Origin of the sequence: Rhodococcus sp. APC 3903 (genome assembly GCF_030407755.1) — a bacterium.
In the GTDB taxonomy this organism is placed as follows: Bacteria; Actinomycetota; Actinomycetes; order Mycobacteriales; family Mycobacteriaceae; genus Rhodococcus_F; species Rhodococcus_F erythropolis.
In genome coordinates this window covers 65814-89723 of record NZ_JASDCV010000013.1, presented here as the reverse complement: position 1 = coordinate 89723, position 23910 = coordinate 65814, and the positions used below count along the sequence as shown (strand labels likewise).

Annotated in this window: 22 protein-coding genes; 7 read left to right on the top strand and 15 right to left on the bottom strand. The window is 62.3% G+C overall.

Translation table 11 applies throughout. From position 1 onward, the window contains the following. Positions 1-338: 338 nt before the first annotated feature. On the top strand, positions 339-716 hold the full coding sequence (locus QMA15_RS19420) for a hypothetical protein (protein ID WP_279163022.1): 378 nt from the start codon (positions 339-341) through the stop codon (positions 714-716). A 153-nt stretch (positions 717-869) separates the two neighbouring features. Here the strand turns inward: QMA15_RS19420 and QMA15_RS19415 are convergent, their stop codons facing one another. Next, a complete protein-coding gene (locus tag QMA15_RS19415) occupies positions 870-1328 on the bottom strand; it encodes a nuclear transport factor 2 family protein (protein WP_279163021.1) in 459 nt (152 codons plus the stop codon). A gap of 44 nt (positions 1329-1372) precedes the next feature. Next, positions 1373-1930: a GNAT family protein gene (locus QMA15_RS19410; protein WP_279163020.1), complete on the bottom strand. Its 558-nt coding sequence runs from the start codon at positions 1928-1930 to the stop codon at positions 1373-1375. A gap of 88 nt (positions 1931-2018) precedes the next feature. Between QMA15_RS19410 and QMA15_RS19405 the strand changes: the two genes are divergently transcribed. Beyond that, positions 2019-2426 carry a VOC family protein gene (locus tag QMA15_RS19405; RefSeq protein WP_279163019.1) on the top strand — a complete coding sequence of 136 codons (408 nt, stop codon included), beginning with the start codon at positions 2019-2021 and terminating at the stop codon, positions 2424-2426. Positions 2427-3139: 713 nt separating this feature from the next. Here QMA15_RS19405 and QMA15_RS19400 read toward each other — a convergent pair. Continuing rightward, entirely contained in the window at positions 3140-3577 is a 438-nt protein-coding gene (locus QMA15_RS19400) for a diadenosine tetraphosphate hydrolase (protein WP_290285955.1), read from the bottom strand. 607 nt (positions 3578-4184) lie between these two features. Further along, a complete protein-coding gene (locus QMA15_RS19395) occupies positions 4185-4421 on the bottom strand; it encodes a hypothetical protein (RefSeq protein ID WP_279163018.1) in 237 nt (78 codons plus the stop codon). Between the two features lie 566 nt (positions 4422-4987). Here QMA15_RS19395 and QMA15_RS19390 point away from each other — a divergent pair. Then, positions 4988-5509: a 2-oxo-4-hydroxy-4-carboxy-5-ureidoimidazoline decarboxylase gene (locus tag QMA15_RS19390; protein ID WP_019746742.1), complete on the top strand. Its 522-nt coding sequence runs from the start codon at positions 4988-4990 to the stop codon at positions 5507-5509. A gap of 56 nt (positions 5510-5565) precedes the next feature. On the opposite strand, the gene QMA15_RS19385 is transcribed toward QMA15_RS19390, so the two are convergent. The 9 genes from QMA15_RS19385 to QMA15_RS19345 all read right to left on the bottom strand — a co-directional run bounded on the left by QMA15_RS19385 (position 5566) and on the right by QMA15_RS19345 (position 15836). Beyond that, on the bottom strand, positions 5566-6021 hold the full coding sequence (locus tag QMA15_RS19385) for a TerB family tellurite resistance protein (RefSeq protein WP_003941110.1): 456 nt from the start codon (positions 6019-6021) through the stop codon (positions 5566-5568). An 84-nt stretch (positions 6022-6105) separates the two neighbouring features. After that, positions 6106-7662 carry a TerD family protein gene (locus QMA15_RS19380; RefSeq protein ID WP_279163017.1) on the bottom strand — a complete coding sequence of 519 codons (1557 nt, stop codon included), beginning with the start codon at positions 7660-7662 and terminating at the stop codon, positions 6106-6108. Between the two features lie 40 nt (positions 7663-7702). After that, positions 7703-8596, bottom strand: a complete 894-nt coding sequence (locus tag QMA15_RS19375; RefSeq protein WP_019746740.1) for a GDSL-type esterase/lipase family protein — start codon at positions 8594-8596, stop codon at positions 7703-7705. A gap of 158 nt (positions 8597-8754) precedes the next feature. Next, positions 8755-10167 carry a TerD family protein gene (locus QMA15_RS19370; protein ID WP_279163016.1) on the bottom strand — a complete coding sequence of 471 codons (1413 nt, stop codon included), beginning with the start codon at positions 10165-10167 and terminating at the stop codon, positions 8755-8757. Positions 10168-10194: 27 nt separating this feature from the next. Beyond that, entirely contained in the window at positions 10195-11052 is an 858-nt protein-coding gene (locus QMA15_RS19365; protein WP_279163015.1) for an HAD family hydrolase, read from the bottom strand. Beyond that, positions 11049-12158 carry a cysteine protease StiP family protein gene (locus QMA15_RS19360; RefSeq protein WP_020906052.1) on the bottom strand — a complete coding sequence of 370 codons (1110 nt, stop codon included), beginning with the start codon at positions 12156-12158 and terminating at the stop codon, positions 11049-11051. Before QMA15_RS19360 ends, QMA15_RS19365 begins: the two co-directional genes overlap by 4 nt. After that, on the bottom strand, positions 12155-13444 hold the full coding sequence (locus QMA15_RS19355; protein ID WP_279163014.1) for a phosphoribosyltransferase family protein: 1290 nt from the start codon (positions 13442-13444) through the stop codon (positions 12155-12157). Before QMA15_RS19355 ends, QMA15_RS19360 begins: the two co-directional genes overlap by 4 nt. Beyond that, positions 13441-14598, bottom strand: a complete 1158-nt coding sequence (locus tag QMA15_RS19350; protein WP_021342746.1) for an HpcH/HpaI aldolase/citrate lyase family protein — start codon at positions 14596-14598, stop codon at positions 13441-13443. Before QMA15_RS19350 ends, QMA15_RS19355 begins: the two co-directional genes overlap by 4 nt. A 92-nt stretch (positions 14599-14690) precedes the next feature. After that, complete coding sequence (locus QMA15_RS19345; protein ID WP_279163013.1) at positions 14691-15836, bottom strand: hypothetical protein; 1146 nt, start codon at positions 15834-15836, stop codon at positions 14691-14693. A gap of 243 nt (positions 15837-16079) precedes the next feature. Here QMA15_RS19345 and QMA15_RS19340 point away from each other — a divergent pair, with 243 nt between their 5' ends. The 4 genes from QMA15_RS19340 (at position 16080) to QMA15_RS19325 (ending at position 20459) form a co-directional block, all read left to right on the top strand. Further along, entirely contained in the window at positions 16080-16655 is a 576-nt protein-coding gene (locus QMA15_RS19340; RefSeq protein ID WP_003941199.1) for a TerD family protein, read from the top strand. A 137-nt stretch (positions 16656-16792) separates the two neighbouring features. Then, positions 16793-17914, top strand: coding sequence for a DUF475 domain-containing protein (locus tag QMA15_RS19335; protein WP_092765456.1), 1122 nt, complete (start codon positions 16793-16795; stop codon positions 17912-17914). A 174-nt stretch (positions 17915-18088) separates the two neighbouring features. Next, positions 18089-19033: a GNAT family N-acetyltransferase gene (locus QMA15_RS19330; protein ID WP_290285943.1), complete on the top strand. Its 945-nt coding sequence runs from the start codon at positions 18089-18091 to the stop codon at positions 19031-19033. Positions 19034-19097: 64 nt separating this feature from the next. Further along, positions 19098-20459, top strand: a complete 1362-nt coding sequence (locus QMA15_RS19325) for a lipase family protein (protein ID WP_041814613.1) — start codon at positions 19098-19100, stop codon at positions 20457-20459. An 18-nt stretch (positions 20460-20477) separates the two neighbouring features. Here QMA15_RS19325 and QMA15_RS19320 read toward each other — a convergent pair whose 3' ends face one another. Both QMA15_RS19320 and mgtA read right to left on the bottom strand, forming a co-directional pair. Continuing rightward, positions 20478-21182 carry an MgtC/SapB family protein gene (locus tag QMA15_RS19320; protein ID WP_003941187.1) on the bottom strand — a complete coding sequence of 235 codons (705 nt, stop codon included), beginning with the start codon at positions 21180-21182 and terminating at the stop codon, positions 20478-20480. A 9-nt stretch (positions 21183-21191) separates the two neighbouring features. Beyond that, positions 21192-23885 (bottom strand): magnesium-translocating P-type ATPase, encoded by a 2694-nt coding sequence (gene mgtA, locus QMA15_RS19315; protein WP_080908868.1) that lies wholly within the window; start codon positions 23883-23885, stop codon positions 21192-21194. Positions 23886-23910: the final 25 nt, after the last annotated feature.

Genomic DNA, 23910 nt, shown 5'->3' with positions numbered 1-23910 from the left:
TCAGTCGACAAAGCCAACAGGGCGCTCAGGTGGCTACTGCTGGGATGGGGCGTGGGCAATGTTGCCGTGTGGTGGATCCACCTCGCCCGACGCAGAAGGCGTGAAGTCCAGGTGTCGCTGGTAAGCCCAGGCCCCTTCGGGAAACGGACCTGGATTGATATGGGAGGCTTCCTCGCCTACTGCTCGCTGGCATCCCTCTTCGCAATCTTGATCTGGTACATCCTGGCTCACAGATGATGACGTCGTTTACTTATCCCGAAACAACCCACCACCGGGTCTGTAGCCCGACATCGAAAACCCGCCAGACGGAAGTGCCTACTGTTCGCCATACTTCGTGCATGCGCAAAGGGACACGGCTGTGGCCGACGAACGCCGTCGCAGCGTTCGTCATGCTTGTGATCGCCGGAACACTCGTCGTGGTGTCCATCTACGGCGGTCTCTACTACTCGCGTCACCGGACACCCACTGACGGATTCCCGATCAGTCTCACCTACCGTCACCGGCACTACAACCGCAACGGCGACCCCGTCGCCGACATGCCACGACCTGCGAGTGGATACGACTACTCGAAAGTCGACCACATCGACGACGAGAACATCGACCTGTACGCCGCAATTCGGCCGGGACGGCCCGTCACCACCAGCCAACCCGTCACCGTCCTTGCGCAAGGAGCGAACGGGATGTTCGTCCCGTACACGCTCCAAGGCGGTCCCTGAGAACTCGACGCAACGAACCGACGGTCTACCCCACTGCGCTCTCCCCGCACTCACATCATCCGGCCAATTGCCGCGGGTTCAGGATCCGGGTGAAGTCCTCGATCGGCGTTTCGGCGGACCATCCGTGACAGATGGATCGGTTGATTTCCAGCGCTACCCCATTCCCTGACTGACAATGAGCCAAGGGTCACCGTCAGACTCGCGGGCGAGCATGTACCCCCACGAAGTAGCGCCATTGTGCATCGACACGACAGTCCGCTGTTCCAAGTCGAATTGAGTCAAGACTTGAACGCCCTGCTGGTACCCGGACATCCCGTTACCCTCGGGGACCTGAGGCAATGGATCCCCGACCTCGATGTTCGTGATGCTGACGATGTTGGTGAACCAACTATCCGCACTGCTCTCGTACCGCTGCTCGAACTCAGGACTCAGCAAACGCTTCGCCGCCTCCACGTCATGCGCATTCAACGCATCCAAAAACGCATGTACAACGGTGGTGGGCGACGCATCCCGAGGAACCGAACTCGGGACCGTTTCGGGCGCCGTTGCGTTGCAGGCGCTTATCGAGACGGTGGCGGCGAGCGAAACAACCACACCCACAACCGATCTCAAGGTCCACCCCCTTCTGAAAACCACCATCTCCGATCGCTCACTTCTCAGCACGATGTCGGCGACCACTCGTCAGCAAGCACAGCGAATACCACAGTGTCGGTCCACTCGCCCTTGACCCACATATCCTCCCGGAAATGGGCCTCCCGTCGCATTCCCACACGACGTGCGAGCCGCGAAGAAGCATCGTTTCGCGCATCCATCTGCGCCCTCACCCGATGCAACGACGGTGATGCGAACACGAGATCGAGCAACGCGGTCACCGCTTCCGTCGCGAACCCCTTCCCCGCAACCTCGGGGGAAAACACCCATCCGAGTTCCGCAGAGTGTTCGGTCCCTTCGATCGACCATGCCCCCACATTGCCCACCACCCGGCCCTCATACTCGACGACAAGCGCCAGATCACCGTCGCTGAGGCTTCGGCGCGAAACCTTCCGCTCGACCACCTTCCGCGCATGTTCGATCGTCCACGGATCGTCAAACAGAAACCGACACACCTCACGACGGCTGTAATAACGCAGCAGATCGTCCACGTCATCTGCGCGGTATCCGCGGAGCACCAACCGCTCAGTGCTGACCGGCTCGAATACCTCGGACACAGTCATGACGCCGCCTTCCCCATCGCTTCCCACACGCCCCCTGTCAGAGCACAGAACTGGCGGCGTGATGCCGGAGCCCTGATAGAACTGTCGCATGCCGCTTCCTGCAAAGTTGTTCGCCGTGACCGTCGACTGCCCGCAGCCCAGAGAACTAGCAGAGTTCTATAAGAAGTTCCTTGGTGGACAACTTCGTTCAGCCAACCCGGATTTCGTAGTACTCACGAGTGAACAGGATGTCCGCATTGATTTCCAACGCGTTGACAATCATGCACCAGACCTGTGGCCCAACCCGGACGCGCCTCGTCGACTTCACCTCGACTTCAGCGTCGACAACCTTCCAGAAGCCGAACAGCAGCTGCGCGATCTCGGTGCAGAGCTTGCTTCTCACCAACCGGGTGATCAGCGGTTCCGGGTCTTCCTCGACCCTGCCGGGCACCCGTTCTGCGTCGCCTCATCTCAGGTCGCAGCAATGATCCCACCCGACGAGGACCCGAACGAGTGAGCTCGAACAACCGATCACGACCGCATGCGCACGATAGACCCCGCGACGCCAAAGCCCATCTCAGTCACAATGGCCGACCTGACAGAAGTGGTTTCGTCATGGTCGCCGGGGTCGTCTCCTGCAATGTCGTCCTCGGGAGCTTCCGGCAGACCTACTGCCCACCTGAACTTCTCGGCCGCGTGGTCGCGACGAGCATGTTCGTCCTACACAGCAGCATCCCCTCGGTGCCCTCCTGGCCGGGGTTTCTCGGCGACCGCGTCGGCCTAGCCTCAACCATGTGGATCATGGCAATGCTGATCGCCCCATGCGGCCTCATCCTGCTGGTGAGCCCCATGCGAAAGCGACGAGACCTACCAAGCCCTGCCCGCGACATTCACCCCTGAACGTGCGAGATCTTCATTCCCAGCTCAGCCGAACTTGCACCGCAATCATCCACGGCCACTCTCGGACAGGTTGCGGAAACGGGCTCAAGCAGAACCACCGTATGTCCATCAGTGAACTCCCCAATTATGCTGCTGCACTGACTCAGTGACGACCCGGAAGGTTAACTGGCGGATGTGCAGTATTCCGGAAGGTGCAGTATTCCGGAAGTTCCCGTGGGTGTCGGACTGCAGTGGGTTTGAGTGCGAATTTCTTTGTCCCTCGTCATGCCGCTGACTGACTCCTGAGCTCAGTGCTGACCGTCGCTGTTGGGTCGAGGTGCAGCCGCCATCTCAGGTGCGGAGGGCATCGGTGATTGCTGCACGTAACGGATCATGTCTTGCGGCGAGCTGGTGAGCCGGGGCAGTCCAATGACTAGGAGGGTAGAGCCAGACGGGCATCCGTCGGTACCGCTCGGGTTCCCATTCGTAGCGGGGCCAGATGTGAGTGTGTAGGAAATCGTCTGTGTTTCCCAGAATCTCGATGTTCACCCGCCGAAAATCGCTGTCCGTCCGGAGGCAGGCATTTTCTACTGCGCAGGCGAGCCGATCGACGCTCTCGAGGTACGTCAGCCGGCGAGGTCGAGGAAGGTCACTCAACCGTGTGACGGTGAGGTCATCTGTCAGAAGGACACAGTATCCCGGCAACCACTGGACGTCCCCGATCACAGCGAATGCCTCCGGCAGTGATGTCAGCACGGTCGGGTTCTGGCCCTTGAGAGCGGATTCCACTCGTCTATGTCTCCAGTCAGTCACCCCCCGATACTGTCTGTCACCCTCGAACAGCACCAACCCACACCCCGCCAATTACGTCAAATGCGAAGTTGCGTCAGATGCAACATTGATGCATCCGTTCCCGCCGCACCTCAAATCACACTTCGGACGCAGTCGGCACGGCCTCAACTAACTCAGGCTTCCTGCGCCAACGGCAGCCGCAAAATACGACCTATGTTGCATCTGTATCGAATAAAGGCACCTTAACGTCATCGGCGGTCTTGTCGATGCGCAAACCTTTGAATGCTGGGTGTCTGAGTCCGCCGTCGGTGCACTCCCGGTATTCCACTTCGCACGCCAAAAGCCGTCCAAATCCGCGGTACCAGACCTGGCCTGATCTTCTGCATCGCCCGTTCACGGACGGACTGACGTAGCACGATAACGGTAGCCATCCTGGTGCGCGTAGGAACCGTACTGCGCAACAAGATCCTCGTATTCAAGGTCCACTAGCTGGCCTGGAGTCAGGACGCGGTACCCAGTCGCCACAATCTCGGAGTAGAACACCCAACAACCGCCGGGAATTTCGGCTGCGTCGAGTACACCCCAGCCCTCCTCGGCGTGGAACTCACGGACGACCGCTTGCCCGGAGCGGCGGCGGGTCCTCGAACGTGGTTTCGGCAACGAGGTCCGAATCCGTAATCTCAGTGATGGTGCCGTCGGGATCGATGTTCCAGACTTTGGCCCCGATGACTGTCGGCTCTCGCCCCGGAAAGCTCTGTGGGCCGAAGACCGAGATACCGGCCGCGATGACCGCCAATGCCGTCAGCGCATATCCCCATCGCCGGGAATTTCGGGAGCCCATGGCATGGACGCTACAGGCACCATTACGCCTAGTAGGGGGCTGCTCGAAGCGTGGGTCGTCGAGCACGGCGTCGATGCGGCAGTCCGCAACAATCTGCGCGATTGCCGCTCGTCCGCAACGATGGTGGCGAAATGTGGAACATCGTCGTTTGTTCCCTGGAGCAGTGGGTGGCCGCAATCTCGTCTTCCACGCATCCTCGAGTGCAGCTCGTAGAACCGGTCCCGGTGGTGGCCGAAGGAAGGTACGAATGCGCCACGCGGTGATGCCGAGGGCAATGACGATCGCGAGAGCGAGCGCCTTGGCTGGATATAGGCCGGCCGGCGAATAGCGTCAGTCATGATCGGGTTTTTCCTTCTAGAGATTCCCGGTCTGGAGCCTCGCCGGTTGTCGCCGGTGGGGCTCCTGCGTTGTGTGGGTCAGCTCGTTACGCCGCGTTAAGAACCTGAAAACTCGGTGAGCAAACCTTCCTTTCCCAGGTGAAGCGGCGGATTATCGAAATGGCCGCGCATCTGGTTACCGCGCGGCATGTCGAGCGCGCCTGAAGGCACAACGGGCCGGGAGGTCACATGCTGCTACATCAATCGATCGGGTTGGAGCGCTTCAACGAACTACCGCGACAGAAGGCGGTTCACGCATTGTTCGAGTGCTGCTGCTCTCTGACGTGGGCCGGGTGGGTCAGCGACGGACGTCCGTTCGCCGATCACGCGGAGATCCTCTCGCGCGCCGAGGACGCGATTCTCAACCTCTCGGACGAGGACGTCGAGCGAGCATTGCAATGCCATCCACCGGTCGGCGTCCGTAGGAACAGCGTGCCGTCCCACCTCGAGCAATGCTCGATCTGGGTTCCGGACGACGCCGTCATGGCAACCATCTATCGCGCCGGCGAGGAGTACGAGCGGAACTTCGGCTTCCGGTATCTGTGGTGTTCGCACGGCCACGACGCCGACGACCTGCTCGAGAACATCGGCCAGCGCATGTCCAACGAGCGGTCCGTCGAGCGCAAGGTCTGCGTCGACGAGCTCGCCAAGATCACGCGGACGAGGATCGAGCGCATGCTGGGACCCGAGGACGGTTATCCCGAGTACTGAAAAGAAAAGCGGGTGCGGCGCTTTCGCGCCGCACCCGCTTTCATGCTCTGAATCGATCAGAGATCGAACTCGGCCGGAGAGATTCCGACTGCAAAACACATGTCGCGTACGACGCCGCGCTCGTGCTCGTCGAAGTTGCCGTCCGCGCCGCCGATGATGATGCCGATCTGGATGACTGCGCGGGCCTGATCCTGCTTCGACTTGAGCTTGGCGATGGTCGCGGTTGCCTCGACCTTGCCGAACTCGTAGTCCGAGGACAGCTTGCTGCAGTACCAGTCGAACTGCTCACGAAGCTCGTCCGGCGGGAAGACCGCGAGCGACTCGTTGCTCATGATCAGCGCGGCGGTCTTCTGACGCTCCGACGGATCGATCGAACCGTCTGCGGCGGCGATCAACGCGCACATTGCCATGCTCGCGTTCTTGAATTCCTTGTTCTGGAACTGGCTGGTCTTTGTCTTGAGCTGGCCGTTCATCTCCTGAGCCTTAGCCTTCAACTGATCCCAGAATGCCATGAGTCTCCTCGAGTATTGCCGCCACACACCGCGCGTGGTCGTACCACCACTCTGCCTGTGCGCTCGGCAATCCGCCATCGGCCACTAGGTGCGGTCGAACACTGCCAGAATTCGCGACTCGGAGATCGGGTCGAGCACGTCCGGGGTGAAGTGCCATTGCGTGCGGGTCCACGGATCGTGAACCTCCGTCTGCCCTGCTGCCGAAAGATGTTGGCACCCCTCGGACAGCGCGGCGACGGATTCTTCCGCGAAGTTCGACTCGTCCTCTCCGACAATCAGTATCGACAAACCGATTGCCGGTCCGCGTTCGGCGAGGAACATGATGGCCTGTGCGTCTTCGGCGGAGTATCCGTGCGGGAAATCGCTGAGGATCAACAGGCGCAGGGAACTCGGGCCATCTGCGACACCACTCATTCGCGCGAGTTCGCCCATGTCGACGGCCTCGGCGAGTGCCCGCAAGCGCGCCGAGATCTCGGTGTGAGCGGTGATGACCGGCCCCGCGAGCATCGGTGCCAGTCGGTCGGTCAGTGGCGTCAGCGAGCCGGTCAGATCGACGACGTCGAGTAGCGGCATCGGGCCGGCGGCCATGACGCGCACGGTGACGGCACTGATCAGACCGAGCGCTGCTTTGCTCGACGTACTGTCCACCCAGATGGGCCGACGCAGTGGGAGCGGGACGCAGTAGGGAACGGTGAGCGTGCCGCGGTCCGGAGCCGAAAGCTCGCCAAGACGCATACCGTCGCTGACGGCCGTGATCTGGGCCGGATCGGTTGTACCCGCCCACGACACCGACTTCCACGACGCCATCGACCGTGGGAGCACGCCGTCGATCACGCCGAGTTCGTGCGCAAGCTGAGCGCTGTCGCGGGCGTGATTGTCCCGCGCGAGTGATACGAGGTCGTCGTGACGCTTCTGTGCGGCATCGCGCGCCGCCACTCCCGCTGCCGAGTTCCGCAACGACGGATCTGCGACGGCAGCGGTCAGATCTTCGTCCAACCGAGCCAGCGCGTACTCGCTGCTGGAGACGAAGGAAGCGGCAGATCGCGAGGCGTCCTCGAAGATCATCCACGCGCGCTCGAGGCCTCGGCCCACCTCCAACGGCTCCACGGCGGAGTCCCACGCGGGCGCGGCTGTCGGAGCTGGTTGTGCCGGCTTGTCGTCGACCTCGACGCCGTGCACCGAGATCAGTTCCGCCAGACCACCCGCATAGCCCTGCCCTACGGCCCGAATCTTCCAGGCACCGGACTTTCGGTACAGCTCCCAGCAGATGACCGCTGTCTCGGTACCTGCGGTGGGGATCGCGAATTCGGCCAGGACCGAACCGGATTGATCGCTCAGGGTGGCGGAGAGCCCGGCCGTGCGAAAGGCTCCCGCAGCCGTCGCTGCCGGATCCACGCTGACGATGCACAACACTGCTGCGGCATCGGGGTGAAGTCGATCGAGTTCCACCCGGATGCCGCTCTGGTCGAGTTGCACTCCAGCGGTGGATGGTTGGTTGTAGAACACGAAGTCCGCGGACGTCAATGCCCGCAGGTTCGCGTCCGCTACCAGCGCCGACACGTCGAACGGCGTCTGGCTCTCGGCTCGAAACGTCACCACGGGCGCCTGCAGCGGCGCGTTCTGTCCGGGAACAAAAGTCATACCCACAGCAGCGAACTATGCCATGGCCGGGCTCTCTCGGTCAGCCTTGCAGGTCCGCCACTACTAGATCGGCCACTGCGGTCATCCCGGCGTCCGTGAAGTGCAAGCGCTGCGCCGTCGACTCCGAGAACAGGCCTTCGAACCAACGCTGATCTGCACTCGCGCACGCGTCGTGCCCGCCGGCGATGCTCGCCGCCGCAATGTCGACAGTGCGCACACCGTGGGCGTGGGCGACCTCGTCGAACTTCGTGTTGTAGCGAGCGAAGTAGTCCATGAACCAGGATGCGTCGGCGTCTGAGAACGGGATGTTCGGCCAGCATCCGCGAGTGGAGATCATGCCGCCCTCTCCGATCAGGTAGATGCGAGCGTTAGGCGCGCGCTGCGTGACCGCGGTCAGGATGCGATCCAATTCTCCGGCAGCCCGGTCGATTCCGGACTGGGCGACGGAATTCGCGAGCGGGTCGTACCGACATCCACGATCGGTTCCCGGTCCCGGAGCGACGCACAGGGGGCCGAGGAAGATGCTGTTGGAGTCGTTGCCGCCGATCGAGATGGTAATCAGGTCGGTGTCCGGGTGAACGGCATCGAGCTGGACGGGCCAGTAGTTCGGAATCAGCTGTGGGGTGTCGATGATGTTCTCGGCGCGTGCCGCGCTGCAAGAGACATCAGCGAACTCGGCCACGTCGAGCGCCCGCGAGATTTTGCCCGCGAAGTTCTCGTACGAACGCGAGCAGGCGTCGGGGTACATCGGTTCCAGCCTTGGACCGGAGGCGCGGGAGTCACCGAGGGCGACGTACTTGATCCCGGTCTCGGAAAAACCTGCCGGCGGTGCCGACTGGGGCACCGAAGCCTGCGCGATTCCGGTGCTCACGAGCGCCAGCACAACGCCTGCGACGGCCGCCGCCCGACCGAGAAGTTTCCCTCGAGTGATCATCTACTGTGCCAAGTCCTCTCGCGCACGGCCGCTCGACTGACGGCTCGACATGCCGCATGAGGTTAACGCACGGAGGGGACAACGATGTCCGGTTCGGCGGACGGCGATCGAAACCACCTACCGCCGAACCGGATTCATCTCGACTATGCAGTCTCGACTCAAGCAGTGAGGAAACGGCCCAGCTGCGGCGCAGCTTCTCCTGCGTGCTTGGCCTGGATACCTTCACCGATGGCCTGCAGCTTCCATTCGCCGTTCGCGCGGTACACCTTTGCCATCACCATTCCGGTGAAAGCCATGCCGCCCTGGAGCGTGTATCGAGCGAGCTCGGAGTTGGTGGTGCTGTCCACGAGACGGCAGAAAGCGTTGGAGACCTGCTCGAACGTGTGTCCGCGGTACGAGGTCACGGTGAAGATCACGGTGGTCACGTGAGCCGGGACCCGCTGCAGATCGACGAGCATGACCTCGTCGTCGCCGTCTCCGTCGCCGGTGAGGTTGTCACCCATGTGACGGACCGAGCCGTCCTTGGACGTCAGCTGACCGTAGTAGCAGACGTCGACGAGATTGCCGTCGGCGTACAGGAGTGCCGAAGCGTCGAGGTCGACGTCGGCGGTACGGCTTCCGAACAGGCCGCTCTTCTTGATCGGATCCCAACCCAGACCCATCTGGATCATGGTGAGCGCGACGCCGCCCTCCTTGCGGAGCGTGACCTTCTGGCCCTTGGTCAGGCTGACGGGGCGTCCCTTGACCAGGCTCACCTCGGGCTGCTGCGCCGGCGGCTGGTTCTGCATGGGAGGCGCCGGGGGTGCCTGGTTGTACGTCGGCTGCTGGTTGTACGCAGGCTGCTGCGCCGGCGGGTAGGCCGGCGGCGTCGGTCCCTGGTTGTAGGCAGGCGGCTGGTTGTAGGCAGGCGGCTGGTTGTACGCGGGCGGGGCCGGCGGAACCGGCGGCGCGTTGTACGAAGGCTGCTGCTGCGGCGACTGGTTGTACGCCGGCGGAGTAGGAGCGACGGACGAGGGCGGGGTGATCGGAGCCGGAGCCGCGACCGGAGTGGGCGGCGGCGGCGCGGGCGCATCGTCGACGGACACACCGTGATCGGTGACCAGCGCGGCAAATCCACCCGCGTACCCCTGGCCGACGGCGCGCACCTTCCACGCACCCTGGCGTCGGTATACCTCGAGCGCGATGACGATGGACTCGGTGGTGAGACCGTCGATCACGTACTCGTACAACACGTTCCCGGCCGCGTCGGAGACCCGAGCGGTGGGTGCAGCGCTGCGCCCGAAGTTCGACGAAGCGTCGTCGAGCGTGATGACGGCGCGAACCTGCTCGATATCGGCAGGGACGCCGGCGAGCGAGACTCGGAGTGAGGCAATGCCACCCGGGTTGGGCACCAATTGCACGCCGGGTCCGGTCGGCTGGTTGAAGAAGACGAAGTCGGCGTCGGAACGAACTTTTCCGTTGCTCGTCACGAGGAGCGCAGACAGGTCAGCGGCTGCAGCCAGCTGAACCGACACAACTACATCCGAGACGTCCAGCGGGCCGTTCTGCCCTTTGGCAAGCGATACAGACAACTAAATCCCCTTCATAGAGAGCGTGTATTACCCGAGCGCGGAAGAGAACCACCGCAATATCTCCGCGCTCGCTGCGATACCGGACCTTTCTGTCACAGTAACGGTCGGCCGTTGCCAATTCAGTTCTTCCAGCTCACCGTGCCTCGGCCGGATCGCGAAATCGGAGTATTCGAGCATGTCCGCATCCAATGCGCCGTCACCTGCCGAGATCACGACTGCGGATTGATCCAGATCACCCGACTCGACCAGTCTGCGGCGCACCTCTGCCAGCGCTCGTGACTTCGACACGGCGTCGGGCATCGTGTAGATCTTCCGGCCTTGACGCGAAACGTTCCAGCCCCGCGTCACGCACCAGTGATTCCATTCGGTTTCGAATTCACTCGGCATCACGGCCAGATCGACGACCAGGTACGGAAACAGGTCGTCGGCAACACGAATGGAGCTGACCCAGCTCGAGTCGATCCGCGATTCCAGTTCCGCCTGAACCTGCGGCAACTCGGCGCCGGACTTGCTGGTCGAACGGTCGATCTTGTTTCGCCACTCGCGATCGGCTTCGCCGTCCACCAGGATGTTTCCGCCGTTGCTCGTAATGGCGTACTTCCACGGTCCGCCGGGAAGATCGATCCGCTGGAACTGTGCGATGGTCCTGGTGGTTGTCGGAATCACCGGAACCCGCGAGCTCAGCGCGGTCAGCAGTTCGATCGATTCGACGCTCATGTGCGAGAGCGGACCGCCGTTGTAGTACTCGACGCACAACGGGCTCGGCGCCGAATCCAGGTCGGAGCCACTGGGATCGCCGCCGATCGCGGCCTGCGAATAGATCATCGTGCGGTCCAGATCCGTAGCGATCAGGACCTGGGACGCAGCGGTGTCCGCACGGCTCACGTGATGTCCTTGATCAGCCCGACACACGAGTAGGCGAGGTCGGGTACCACCTCGACCGGAACCCCGCGGGCCTGCGCCAACAACCGGATGTGTGCATGCTCCGGGGCGTCGAGTTCACGCACCAGAACCTTCCAGGGGAGCCGGCGCAGCAACACCCTGGTTGTTTCTCCGACACCGGGTTTGACGAAGTTGACCGTCGAGATCCCGTACTCGGCCTGCACCTTCTCCACCGACTCCCAGCCGGCCCAGGTCGGCGTCCGATCGGAATCGAGCACTGCAGCAAGAGAATCCGCTGCGTCGCCGCGAACTGAATCGAACTCGGCCGAGACCACGTCGAGCAACCGATTGGAGACGTCGACGTCGGCGAGGTCGGCGTAGAACTTGGCGCCGTGGAAATCGCCGGGCCCGATGAGGGTGTCATTGAGGACTGTTCGTGAGACCAAGCCGGACACCGTCGAATTGAGGCACGCCGACGCGATCAGGAAGTCGTCGCGGGTTCCGTACGTTCGCACGCAGTGTCCGGGGTCGGCGAGAACAGCCAGATCGGAGTCGAACTTCGCTCCGCCTGCCTCGTGGTACTCCGTCAACGCTGTGTCGAGTTCGCGGGCGATGGCGCCCTTACCTGTCCAGCCGTCGACGAAGACGACGTTCTCCGAGTCGTGATGGTGCGCAAGATAATCGAGTGCGACGGAATCGATACCCTTGCCGCGGACGATAGACACTGCATAGTGCGGCAACGTGAGCCCGCGGGTCTGCTGGGCCCAGCGCCGCATCAGAATCCCGATCGGTGTTCCGGCCCGGGCGAGTGAGACCAGCGTGATGTCACTCCCCCGCTCGGCCAAGACCAAGTCCATCACGGTCCCGACCGCGCGCGCCAACCGTGGAGCGCTCTCGGCGAGCACCGTCTCGAACAGATCCCGGTATGCCTGATCGGGTTGGTACTCGATGGGAAGAGACTCGGCATAGTGCGCCTCACCCGACTGAATACGCTTCTCGCGCACGGATACATCCGCTTCGAGATCCACGTGCGAAAGATCCTTGAGCAGCCACTTCACTTCACCCGGCGCGTACGAACCGAATTCGGGCCCGACCAATGGTTCGTTCATGACGAGCCTCCTGCTCTGGATTCTCGCAGCGCCGACGGATCGGCCCCGCGAACGGTGGCGACCAGGACGTCGGTGCCGGAGTTCCGTAACACCTCGATCACCCCGTCCATCGCCGTCAACCGATCGGTATCGGCGGGCTCGTCCACCACGAGCAAGGCAAGGGCGTCGACCGCCGCGTCAGGCCACTGCGCGTTGTAGACGTATCGGGGTTCGTTCTCGCTCAGTTCCGGTGCCGGAAAGGTGAACCCGCGACGCAGCGGGTATCCCGGCACGTCGACGACGTAGGCGGGTGAACGCGTCGTGGTCTGGTACCGAACCGCTCGCCCAGAGCTTTCCAAGCCCGCGGCGATGCGCAGTGGCAGGTACATCAACTCCTCGTGACCGATCACGATCACAGCACGCGACGCGTCGATCGACGATCCGAGAATGGACACCGCTGCCTCGACGGCGGACTCGAATGCCGCGGTGTCGCCATCGAGAAAACCGTGCCGGCCTCCGTCGGGGACTTGCGCGGGCCACGGCAGATCCATCCGAGACAGCGTGCCGCGGCGATCACCGATCGGGTTGAGATCCGGAGCATCCAGCGCCGTGACGCGCTCGGTCAGGCCGTCGGGCAGGACCGTCGAACCCGAAGCGAGAGAGACGTAGTCGATTCGTACACCCAGTTCCGTGGCCGCGGCTTCGCTGGCGGCTCGGTGTTCCTCGGTTCTCATGTCCACCAGCGAGGCCACGACATAGCGGCTGCGCGGGCATTGCCCGTGCAGTGCCCGGATGGCATCGATCGCGGTGGCGCCGGTGGAGATCTCGTCGTCGACGAGGACCAGTGGCAGGTCGTTCTCGAACAGTTCGGCGGACGTCGGCTGCATCAGATGGCTCGTGGCGTGCGAGTGCCCCTCCTCGAATCCGGCGAGCGTCGCGGCACCTGGTACGTCTCGGCGCGTGGAGTGCAGGTAGCAGTGAGCGTGCAGGCGAGCTGCGACGCAGTGGCCCAAACCTGTTGCGGTTTCAGCAAACCCGAGCACGACGACGTCGACACCCTCACCGAGGGTTGTCCGCACCAGATCGCCGAGGTCGTCGGCAGCACCGATGACCACGGACGGCTCGGTGGGCACGTGCTTTCCCAGCACAGTGGACACCAGCAGGTGAGCGCGACGCGGATTCCGCCGAAGACCCGGGATCACCAGATCAGGCACCGAATGCCCGAGCGACGAATCACAGTGAACGAGGTCCAAGCCGAATTCTGCTGTAGCCCAGGGAACGTCCCGGGACTGGACAACCTCTGTCATCGATCGACCAACGCCGTCAGCAACTCGACGAACGTGATGCCCTTGTTGGTCACACCGAACACGTGAGCGCGGAGCGCAGTCTGATGGGCCCAATTGCGATGCGGCTTCATCTCGTTCATCTTGTTCCGGTAGCCGGAGGCCTGCACTCCCCCGGCATCGGCACCGAGAATGTCGAGGGCATCGTGATATTCCTCGTGCGTGACAGCGGACAATGCATTGACCGCTGCGACGTGCGACGGATGGATGACCGTCTTGCCCTGGATTCCGTTGGCTCGGTCCAGCGCGATCTCACGGAGCAGACCGTCGAGGTCGCGGCTGACGAGATGCTGACGGAACCGGACGGCGTCATGTTCCTCGAACGGGGTGGCGCGCAGCATCGGCCGGAACATGCGTTCGTGATCGGCGAAGTACTCCCACACCGGCCCGGTGATGACAAAACCCGAACCGTCGGCACGCCCGAGGTAGTTGACGATGTCGGCGATGACGTCGACCACCACGCGCACGTCGTAGATGGTCAGATCGCGGTCGCGGCGGATACCGAAGGTGCTGCACATGTCGGTGGCGCCGATGCGGACGGCAAGGATGCGCTCGCGGTGTTGCGCGAGAATCCCACTGATGGTGCGCAATTCGAGATCACGTGTATCGCGGTGAACCAGCGCGGGTGATTCGAGTACCGGCATCGCGTAGAGATGCTTACCCAGCAACTCGGATGCGTCCGCGACGGCGTCGAGAAACACGGGGCCGGACTCGCTGCCGAACTTCGGGATGACGAACCCGGTGAGCGCGGCGCGCCCCTCGGTCAACGACGCGGCGACCTTGTGGATGTCCGCGACTTCACGAACCCGCACGAACAGCAGCATGCCGACGGCGTCGGTGGACGCGATCTTGTCGAGAGCGTCAACCGCGTTCGCTCGCGCCGATTCGACCTCGTGATCAGCGACGGCGTCCTCGAGATCGAGCACCATCGAGCTGACGCCCTCGGACGCACGCTTGACCACGATGTCGGCCAACCCGGCTCGAGTGGCAGGAACGTAGAGAGTTGCACCCAGAGCAATCGCGAGCAGATCCCTCTCGTCGGAATCCGCGAACGACCGAGGCGCATGCAGGAACAGTTGCTCCCGCACGTCATCCTCGAGATGTTGAAAGTGCTGCATTTCTCTTCTCTCTGTAACCGCAATCAAGTCCATGAAACGACCCCCTGTGACAACGCGTCGAGCAACTCCGATCCCCCGATCGGCCCGACCATTCAGTTTTTGCCGGCTCGCGCCCGCATCTTCTCGACAACTTCGGTGATGAACGTCGATACCGAGTCCAGCTGTAATACATACGACCAGTAGTCCGGATGAGTTCCCGACAGTGACGCACTCGCTCGCTCGATCCTTGCTAGTTGAGCATCGAGTACGGAGCCCCACTCCGCCACCAACCCTTGGTTAACAGCGAACATCTGGGCGTCTTTCAGCCGGAAACGAACCTCACGTTCCTTTTGGCTCGGATCTGCCCGAACTGCACGCAGAGTAGCGAGACGGTCCGTCACGGCATCGGCGCACGCTTCGGCGTCGGCGAGGTGAACACGTGCTTCGGCCATCAAAGCCAGTGCATGTTCGGGGTTTCCCGCAGCCAGCGACTGCTTCGCTTCCTTGAGATCGATGTCGGCCTGATCGATATGCGCTCGACTGCGACTGCTGTTGTCGACGAGGTCAGCGGAACTCGCGGCGTTGAACTCGCGCAGCAGTGCGGAGTACGCCGGGTCGAGGCGGTCCACTCGAGTGCGCACTGCCGACAACCTGGTCGAGACCGAGGAGATCGTCATCTCGGCACGGTGCTGGGTCGACGGGGCTTCTGCCAATGCTTCCTCGAGCGCCGATACCGCTTCGCGGACACTCTCGGCCCGCGTGCGGACTGCGTCGGCGCGACCGGATGAGCGCGCGTTGTCGAGCGCTGCAACCGCGTCGTCGAGGTGTTCGGAGGCCGTCACCACCGACGGGTACTCGCGATAGCGCTGATCGGTGGCAGCCAGTTTTTCCCAGACGGCGTTTGCCAGGGTTCGGGCCTGTTGGCCGAGGACGGGAATGGCGGACATCGTGACCGTCGCCTGCTCGAGGTGCGCACGATGCCCGTTGTAGAAGGCGTCGACGCCCTTCGCCGCCTCGACGAGTTCGGCTACCGACTTTTCGAACGCCGCCCGAGCACCGTTCGGGTTCTGGTGGAGTACCTGATCGTTGCCATAGCGCTCGGAGGTGTCGAGGTAGTCCGACGCAGCCTGGAAGCACCGATCCCGAACGGGTTCCCACGCAGCGCGCAACCCTCGCTCGGGATACAGCTCGGCGGAAGCGTCGACTGCTGCCGACGCGATGGTCTGCCGCTTGTCCATGTCGAGGAACGCCGAAACCATGGCCGTCTGCGCCTCCCGCGCACGACTGACCGACTCCCCCACTCTTGCCCCCCGATTGAAGCGCTCCGACCATCTTCCCACCACGATTGAATCCTACGGGTCCAGCACTTCGCTTCTCGGTTCGTAATTCTGCTGTTACGGCGAACACACCGGAACTGCGGTTAGGGTGGTGGAGGTAAACACACTCCCAAGACGACTTCGCGTCGTAGTGGGCCTTGTCTCTCCTCTTGAAAGGACCCCTGAATGGGCGTCAGCTTGACCAAAGGCGGCAATGTCTCTCTCACGAAGGAGGCCCCGAACCTGACTGCAGTGGTCGTCGGCCTGGGCTGGGACGCGCGTTCCACCACCGGAGCTGCTTTCGACCTCGACGCCAGCGCAATCGGCGCAGGCTCGAACAAGAAGGTCCTCTCCGACCAGCACTTCATCTTCTTCAACAACCTCCGCTCGCCCGACGGCTCGATCGAGCACAAGGGTGACAACACGGACGGCGAAGGCGAAGGCGACGACGAGCAGATCGACGTGAACCTCGCAGCGGTTCCCGCCGAGGTCGAGAGCGTTGTCTTCCCCGTCTCGATCTACGACGCAGAAGCTCGCTCGCAGTCCTTCGGCCAGGTCCGCAACGCGTACATCCGCGTCGTCGACAAGTCGAACGGCAACGAGCTCGCTCGTTACGACCTCTCCGAGGACGCTTCCACCGAGACCGCCATGGTCTTCGGTGAGCTGTACCGCAACGGTGCAGAGTGGAAGTTCCGCGCAATCGGCCAGGGCTACGCGTCCGGCCTCGCGGGCATCGCGCGCGATTACGGCGTCAACGTCTGATCTTCGCTCTCGACGAGCTGACTCGGGGAAGGTTCCGCAGTAGTCTGTGGAACCCTCCCCGTTTTCACGTTCAGATGCGGTGAGAGACCGCTTGCAGTAACCACTCTGCATTGACCAACTAGAAAGGGCCACGCTCCGTGGTACTGCGAATATTCGGTTTATCCATCGCAATTTCGATCCTCGCGATGATCGTTGCGTTCATCTACGGCGGACCCGAGGCACTGTTCCTCGTCATCATCCTGTCGATTCTGGAAATCTCGCTTTCCTTCGACAACGCCGTCATCAACGCCACTGTTCTGCAAAGAATGAGTGAATTCTGGCAGAAGATCTTCCTCACCATCGGCGTCATCATCGCCGTCTTCGGTATGCGTCTGGTGTTCCCGCTCGTGATCGTCTGGGCTGCATCCGGTCTCGGACCCGTAGCCGCACTCGACCTCGCACTGAACCCGCCTGCGGACGACGCCGCATATTTCACCAACGGCGAGCCGAGCTACGAAACCATCCTCACCGACGCTCACCCGCAGATCGCTGCCTTCGGTGGCATGTTCCTGCTGATGCTCTTCCTCGGTTTCATCTTCGAAGAGCGTGAGATCACCTGGCTGTCTTGGCTGGAGAAGCCCCTCGCTCGCATCGGCAAGCTCGATCAGCTCTCCGTCGTCGTGGCCGGCATCGTCCTGGTTCTCAGTGGTTCTTTCCTCGCTGCTGACGACAAGGTTTCCACCGTCATGATCTCGGGCGTTCTGGGCATGATCACCTACATCGCGGTCAACGGATTGGGTGAACTGTTCAACTTGCCGGAAGAAGGCGAAGAAGAGGAGACCACCAAGTCCGGTGGTCCCACCGAATTCGCGAAGGCAACCGGCAAGGCCGGCTTCTTCCTGTTCCTCTACCTCGAGGTCCTCGACGCGTCCTTCTCCTTCGACGGCGTCATCGGCGCATTCGCCATCACCGCAGACCCGATCATCATCGCCCTCGGCCTCGGCTTCGTCGGCGCGATGTTCGTCCGTTCCATCACGGTCTTCCTGGTCCGCAAGGGCACGCTCTCCGATTACGTCTACCTCGAGCACGGTGCGCACTGGGCCATCGGCGCTCTGGCCGTCATCTTGATGGTGTCCATCGGCGTTCACATCAACGAGATCATCACCGGCCTGGTCGGTGTCTTCTTGATCGGCGCTGCTTTCATCAGCAGCCTCATTCGCAACAAGCGAATCGCGAACGCAGATCCGAAGTTGGACGAGAACACTCCGGCAACTGTCTGACGTTCTTTCTCGAAACGCCCGCGACCAATTGGTTGCGGGCGTTTTGTTTGTAATGCCTGAATTGAAACTCTCTGCATTCACAGCCGCGCGCCAATTGTTCAGCCGCGCGTCGAATTCAGCCTGCGGGTGAACAATTGCCCTGCGGGTGCGAAGAACCTATTTGTAAGGGAAACCATGAACGAGATAGTCATAGAGCGCGCAGCGGACGAGGACGCCGCGGAAATCCTTGTTCTACAACGCTGTTGCTGGGTCTCGGAAGCAATCTCGAACAACAGCATGGACATACCCCCGCTCCACGAGGACCTACCCACGGTCCGGGCCTGGGTTCAGGAGTCGACTGTCTGGACCGCACGACGCGGCGGTCGGCTCGTCGGGGCCGTGCGAGGCACAGCCGACGGAACCGCATGGCAGATAGGGCGCCTCATGGTGGCACCGGACTTGGCGGGCAACGGCCTCGGCCGACGCCTCTTGCAGCACGTGGAACAGAACGCTCCGGAGCACACCACAAGTTTCGAGCTGTTCACCGGAAGCAAGAGCGTGCGGAACATTCGCCTGTACACCCGAGCGGGCTACTCCCAATTGCCGCCGGACCCCAGCCACATCCCCGGAGTCGTCTACCTGTCCAAGCCGAACGCCATCAACTCCGAGCGAACGGCGATACTGACTTCTGTGGTGAACATTCGCGTCGCAGCGCAGACAGACTTGCCGTTCTTACGTAAGCACGACTCACACATCGCAGCCGAGGAACTCGCGTCAGTGATCCAACGCGGCCGGATACTCGTCGCCGAGGACAGCGGGAAACCAATCGGATGGCTGCGCTGGGGCTTGTTCTGGGACGAGATTCCGTTCATGAACATGCTGACCGTCCTGTCTTCGAACCGCGGCCAAGGCATCGGGCGCGCTTTGGTCACAGATTGGGAAAAACGCATGAGCCGCGCGGGACACTCGCAGGTCCTCACCTCCACACTCGCCGACGAATCAGCCCAGAACTTCTATCGCGCAATGGGATACAGCGACGCGGGAGTTCTGTTACTCCCAGGCGAGTCCTCCGAAATCTTCCTACGCCGAGACCTCGAGCCTGCGCCCGATCTCACCGATCCCCACATTACCCGCGAGTAATATATGGTGGTCGTCACACCGCGATCTCAGGGTGGGGCGTGGCACACCAATGTGGAGGACGAGTATGTCGTCAAGGGTCTTATCTCGCACAGTTGTCGGAGTACTCGCGGTTGCACTGACAGGCGTCGGTGCACCGGCAGCACTCGCGCAGCCGGCTCTTGCCCAGTCCCCTGATGACAGTTTCTACAGCTACGAGGGCGCGGCGCCTCTCTCGTCGTACGCTCCAGGCGCGGTCCTCGAGACTCGCACCGTGCCGTACACCATTCTCAACATCCCGACCCCGATACAGGCAGTGCAGGTTCTCTACCGATCAACCGACGCCCTCGGTCAGCCGTCGGCCAACGTCACCTCGATCCTGCGCCCGGCCAACGCTCAACCGGACAAAGTTGTTTCGTACCAATCCTTTTACGATTCACTGAACCCCGACGACAGTCCGTCGCGGGCTATCGCGGGTAACACCCCGATCGGAGATTGGACGCCGAGTGGGCGTAATTTCAACGTCGGCGGAACCTTCACGTCCATCGAGGCAGCCTTGTTCGGGCCGCTCTTCGCCCTCGGCTACACGATCGTCGTCCCGGACACCGAAGGCCCGGATGCAAACTTCGCTGCCGGACCCGAATACGGGATGATGACGCTCGACGCTCTGCGTGCGGCCAAAGACGTCCCGGAAACCGGAATCACCGACGACGCAGAGATCGCGCTGATGGGGTACTCCGGCGGAGCGATCGCCACCAACTGGGCTTCGATCCTCGCTCCCGCGTACGCACCGGAGATCAACGACAACTTGATCGGTGCCGCGCAGGGCGGCGTGCTGGTCAATCCGGCTAACAACCTTCGCTACGCGAGCGGAAGCATCGGGTGGGGCGGCGTCGTCGGCATGGCTATCGTCGGCGTTGCGCGTTCGTACGACATCGATTTCGGAAAGTATCTCAGTGACCGTGGACGCGACGTCATGGCTCGACTCGAAGACGCGTCCATCGGCAATGTGCTGGCACAGTACCCCGGTCTGACCTGGCAGGAACTGGTCAAGCCCGAGTACGCCGATCCCAATACGGTTCCCGAGTACGTCGATGTCGTGAACAAGATCAACATGGGCACCGCAGCCACACCGACGATTCCGATGTTCATCGCCCAGGCAGCCAACGGCACCATCGAGGGCACCCAACCCGGTGGCCCCGGCGTCGGAGCGGGCGACGGCGTCATGATCACGGGCGACGTCCGTACCCTCGCACGCAAGTATTGCGACGCCGGCCTGCCGATTCAGTACGACCAGTACGACACCATCAGCCACTTCCTCGGCGCCATGCTCTGGCTCCCCGGTGCGCTCACCTGGATCGACGACCGATTCACCGGCAAGCCTGCTCCGTCGAACTGCGCGAATATCGCACCGGGGAACTCTCTTGCGCCGCAGGAACATGCACGCTAGCTGACCGAGACCTCGAATCTACTTCGACGGCTCCACCTCCCAGCGAACGTGAGTCACCAACGGTTCCAGGCTAAGCCGGCTGACGGCGGATTCCAGGAGTCCGTCGTCACGCTCTGCTGCGGCCAATTCCGCGACCACTCGTACGCGGTCGCTGTCCGGGATGTCGAAGGACTGCACTGACCGGAGCTGGAACTCCGGCCTCGAAATGGACTGCACGGTAAGCCCTCTGATGTGAGCTTCGGCGTCACCGTGGCAGGTCACCTCGAAGGTGTAGTCAGCCGGCGGTTCCTCGCGTCCGGTGCGGGCAGGCTGGTGATCCATCATCCGGCCCAACGGCCTCAACAACGTATTCGCCAACATGATCGCACCGGCACCGAACACCGCCACCCAGTACATTCCGCCGCCCGCCAGCGCGCCGACGGCGGCCGTGGCCCACAAGGTTGCGGCGGTGTTCAGGCCGGTGACGGAGGCTCCCTGCTTCATGATCACCCCGGCACCGAGGAAGCCGATCCCCGAGACGATCTGCGCTGCGACGCGCGTCGGATCAGCGTCCGGCCCCTGAAACCCGTACGCGCCCATGATGACGAAGAGCGTCGCACCCAAGCTCACCAACGCGTTGGTTCGCAAACCCGCCATCCTTGCGCGCCATTGCCTTTCGATCCCGACGGCAGCGCCGAGGACGAGTCCGAGCGCTATCCGCACAAGGATGACGTGGATTTCCACGGTGAACTCCTAGAGCCAGGTCGCGAATCGACGGATGAACATTCCCTTGGCCACCTGCGTGACGACGCAGTAAGCCGCGAGAGTGAGGACCAACCACGGGAAGTAGTTCCACGGCAGTGAAACCAACCCGAGGGAATGGCCCCAGGACGTGAACGGGAACACCAGCGCGAAGACGCAGGCGGCGCCCGTGCTGAGCAGTACCGGAAGCGAAGCACGCGACTGGATGAACGGGATCTTGCGGGTGCGGATCATGTGAACGATCAGCGTCTGCGAGATCAACGACTCGATGAACCAACCCGATTGGAACAGCGCTGCATGCTCGGGAGAGTTGGCAGCGAACACGAACCACATCAGCGCGAAGGTCGAGATGTCGAAGATCGAACTGATCGGGCCGATGAACACCATGAACCGGCGAAGGCTCTTGGTCTCCCACTTGCGGGGCTTCGCGAGGAAGTCGTCGTCGACACGGTCCCACGGGATCGTGAGCATCGAGAGATCGTAGATCAGGTTCTGCAACAACAGAACTACGGGAATCATGGGGATGAACGGCAGCAAGGCGCTGGCGACGAGCACGGAGAAGACGTTCCCGAAGTTCGACGACGCAGTCATCTTGATGTACTTCTGGATGTTTCCGAAGGTACGACGCCCTTCGATGACTCCTTGTTCGAGTACGCCGAGGTCCTTCTCCAGCAAGATGATGTCCGCGGATTCGCGGGCGATGTCCGCCGCTGTGTCGACGGAGATGCCGACGTCCGCCGCCCGAAGTGCGGGTGCGTCGTTGACACCGTCACCAAGGAAACCAACCGTGTGGCCGACCCGGCGCAGCGATTCGACAATGCGTGCCTTCTGCATCGGATCCGTCTTCGCGAAGACGGTTGTCCGCTGCACCAACTCGTCGAGGGCGTCGTCGTTCAACGCTTCGATCTCGGCGCCGGAGACCACGGTCCCGACATCGATACCGACTTTGCCGCAGACGGTTTCGGCGACCAGTTCGTTGTCACCCGTCACTACCTTGACCGCGACTCCGTGGCTCGCGAGGGCTTCGATCGCCCCGGCCGCAGATTCCTTCGGCGGGTCGAGGAAGGCCAGCAGTCCGACCAGGGTCATGCCCTCTTCGTCGGCCGTCGAGTACTCGCGGCGCTGCTCTTCGACGACTGTCTTGGTTGCCACCGCAAGCACTCGCTTGCCCTGACCGTTCAGTTCCGCGACCAGACGGTCGACTCGGGCCAGCCATCCCGGCGTCAATTGGTGGGTCACCCCGTCCAGTTCCACCGATTCACAGACCGAAAGGAGCTCTTCCACTGCACCTTTGGTGACGATCAGATCGGCGTCGCCGTGGTCGACCACCACGGAGAGTCGACGGCGCTTGAAGTCGAAGGGAATCTCGTCCACCAACCCGTGCCGACGCGAGATCTCCTCGACCACTTCGGGACCGGCGGCCTCGATCACCGCGTCGTCGAGAAGACTGCGCAATCCGGTCTGATTCACGGAATTGACTGCCGCGAGACGCAATACGTCCTCGGACTTACGTCCGGCAGTATCGAGATGCTCACCGAGAACGATGCGGTCCTCGGTGAGAGTTCCGGTCTTGTCCGTGCACAGAACGTCCATGGCACCGAAGTTCTGAATCGCGTTGATCTGCTTGACGATCACCTTCTTGCGCGACATGTGGAGCGCACCCTTGGCCAGGTTCGCAGTCACGATGAGCGGCAACATTTCGGGGGTCAACCCCACCGCGGTGGCGACGCCGAAGAGTAGTGCTTGGCTCCAGTCCTTGGTCAGTCCGTTGATGATGAACACCGCGGGAACCATGATCAGCATGAACTTGATCAGCAGGTAGCTGACACTGCGCACCCCGACGTCGAAGCTGGTTTCGGGTCGCTTGGACGCCAATTGTGCTGTCATGGCGCCGAAGTAAGTCCGCTTGCCGGTGTGCACCGCGACGGCGGTGCCGCTGCCCGACACGACGGAAGTACCCATGAATCCGATGTTCTCGGCCTCGAGCAGCCGATCGACGTCGATCCCCGTCGACGGTTCCGCCGACTTCTCGGCCGGCATCGACTCACCGCTGAGCATTGACTGATTGACCTGTAGATCTTTGGCCCGGATGATGCGGACATCGGCCGGGATCATGTCGCCTGCGGCAAGCTGGACTACATCACCTGGCAGTAGCTGCTCGATCGGAATCTCAGCCGTGACCACGGTGTTGTTGATCTTGCGAGTGGCCGCGACAGTTGTCGTGACCATGGCCTTGAGTGCCTCGGCAGCCCGAGTCGAACGGTATTCCTGCCAGAACCTCAGGGACACACTGACAAAGATCATCAGCCCGAGGGTGATGATGCCCTCGTAGGAGGGACCGTCTTCCGGGTCTGCCCACACCACGTCGGTCCCGACCATGATCAGGGCGAGGAACACCAGAATCAAGATGAACGGATTCTTGAAAGCTTGCGCGAACTGCACGATCGCCGGTGCCGGGCGGTCGTGGCGGACATCGTTGCGCCCGTATCGCCGACGAAGATCGTCGATCTGATCGTCACGAAGGCCGTTGGCCGTCGTGGTCAGATCTGCGAGAACGGTGCGCGTGTCCGAGGCCGAGTAGTCGACCAATTCCTGTGCGCTTTCTTTTGCCAGGACCGTTGAAGGTGTTTGTTGTGCACTGTTTCTCGTGGGCCGTGGCCGCAATGCGAGAACGGAAAATGACATGACGAATCTCCTCGACTGCCAGCGT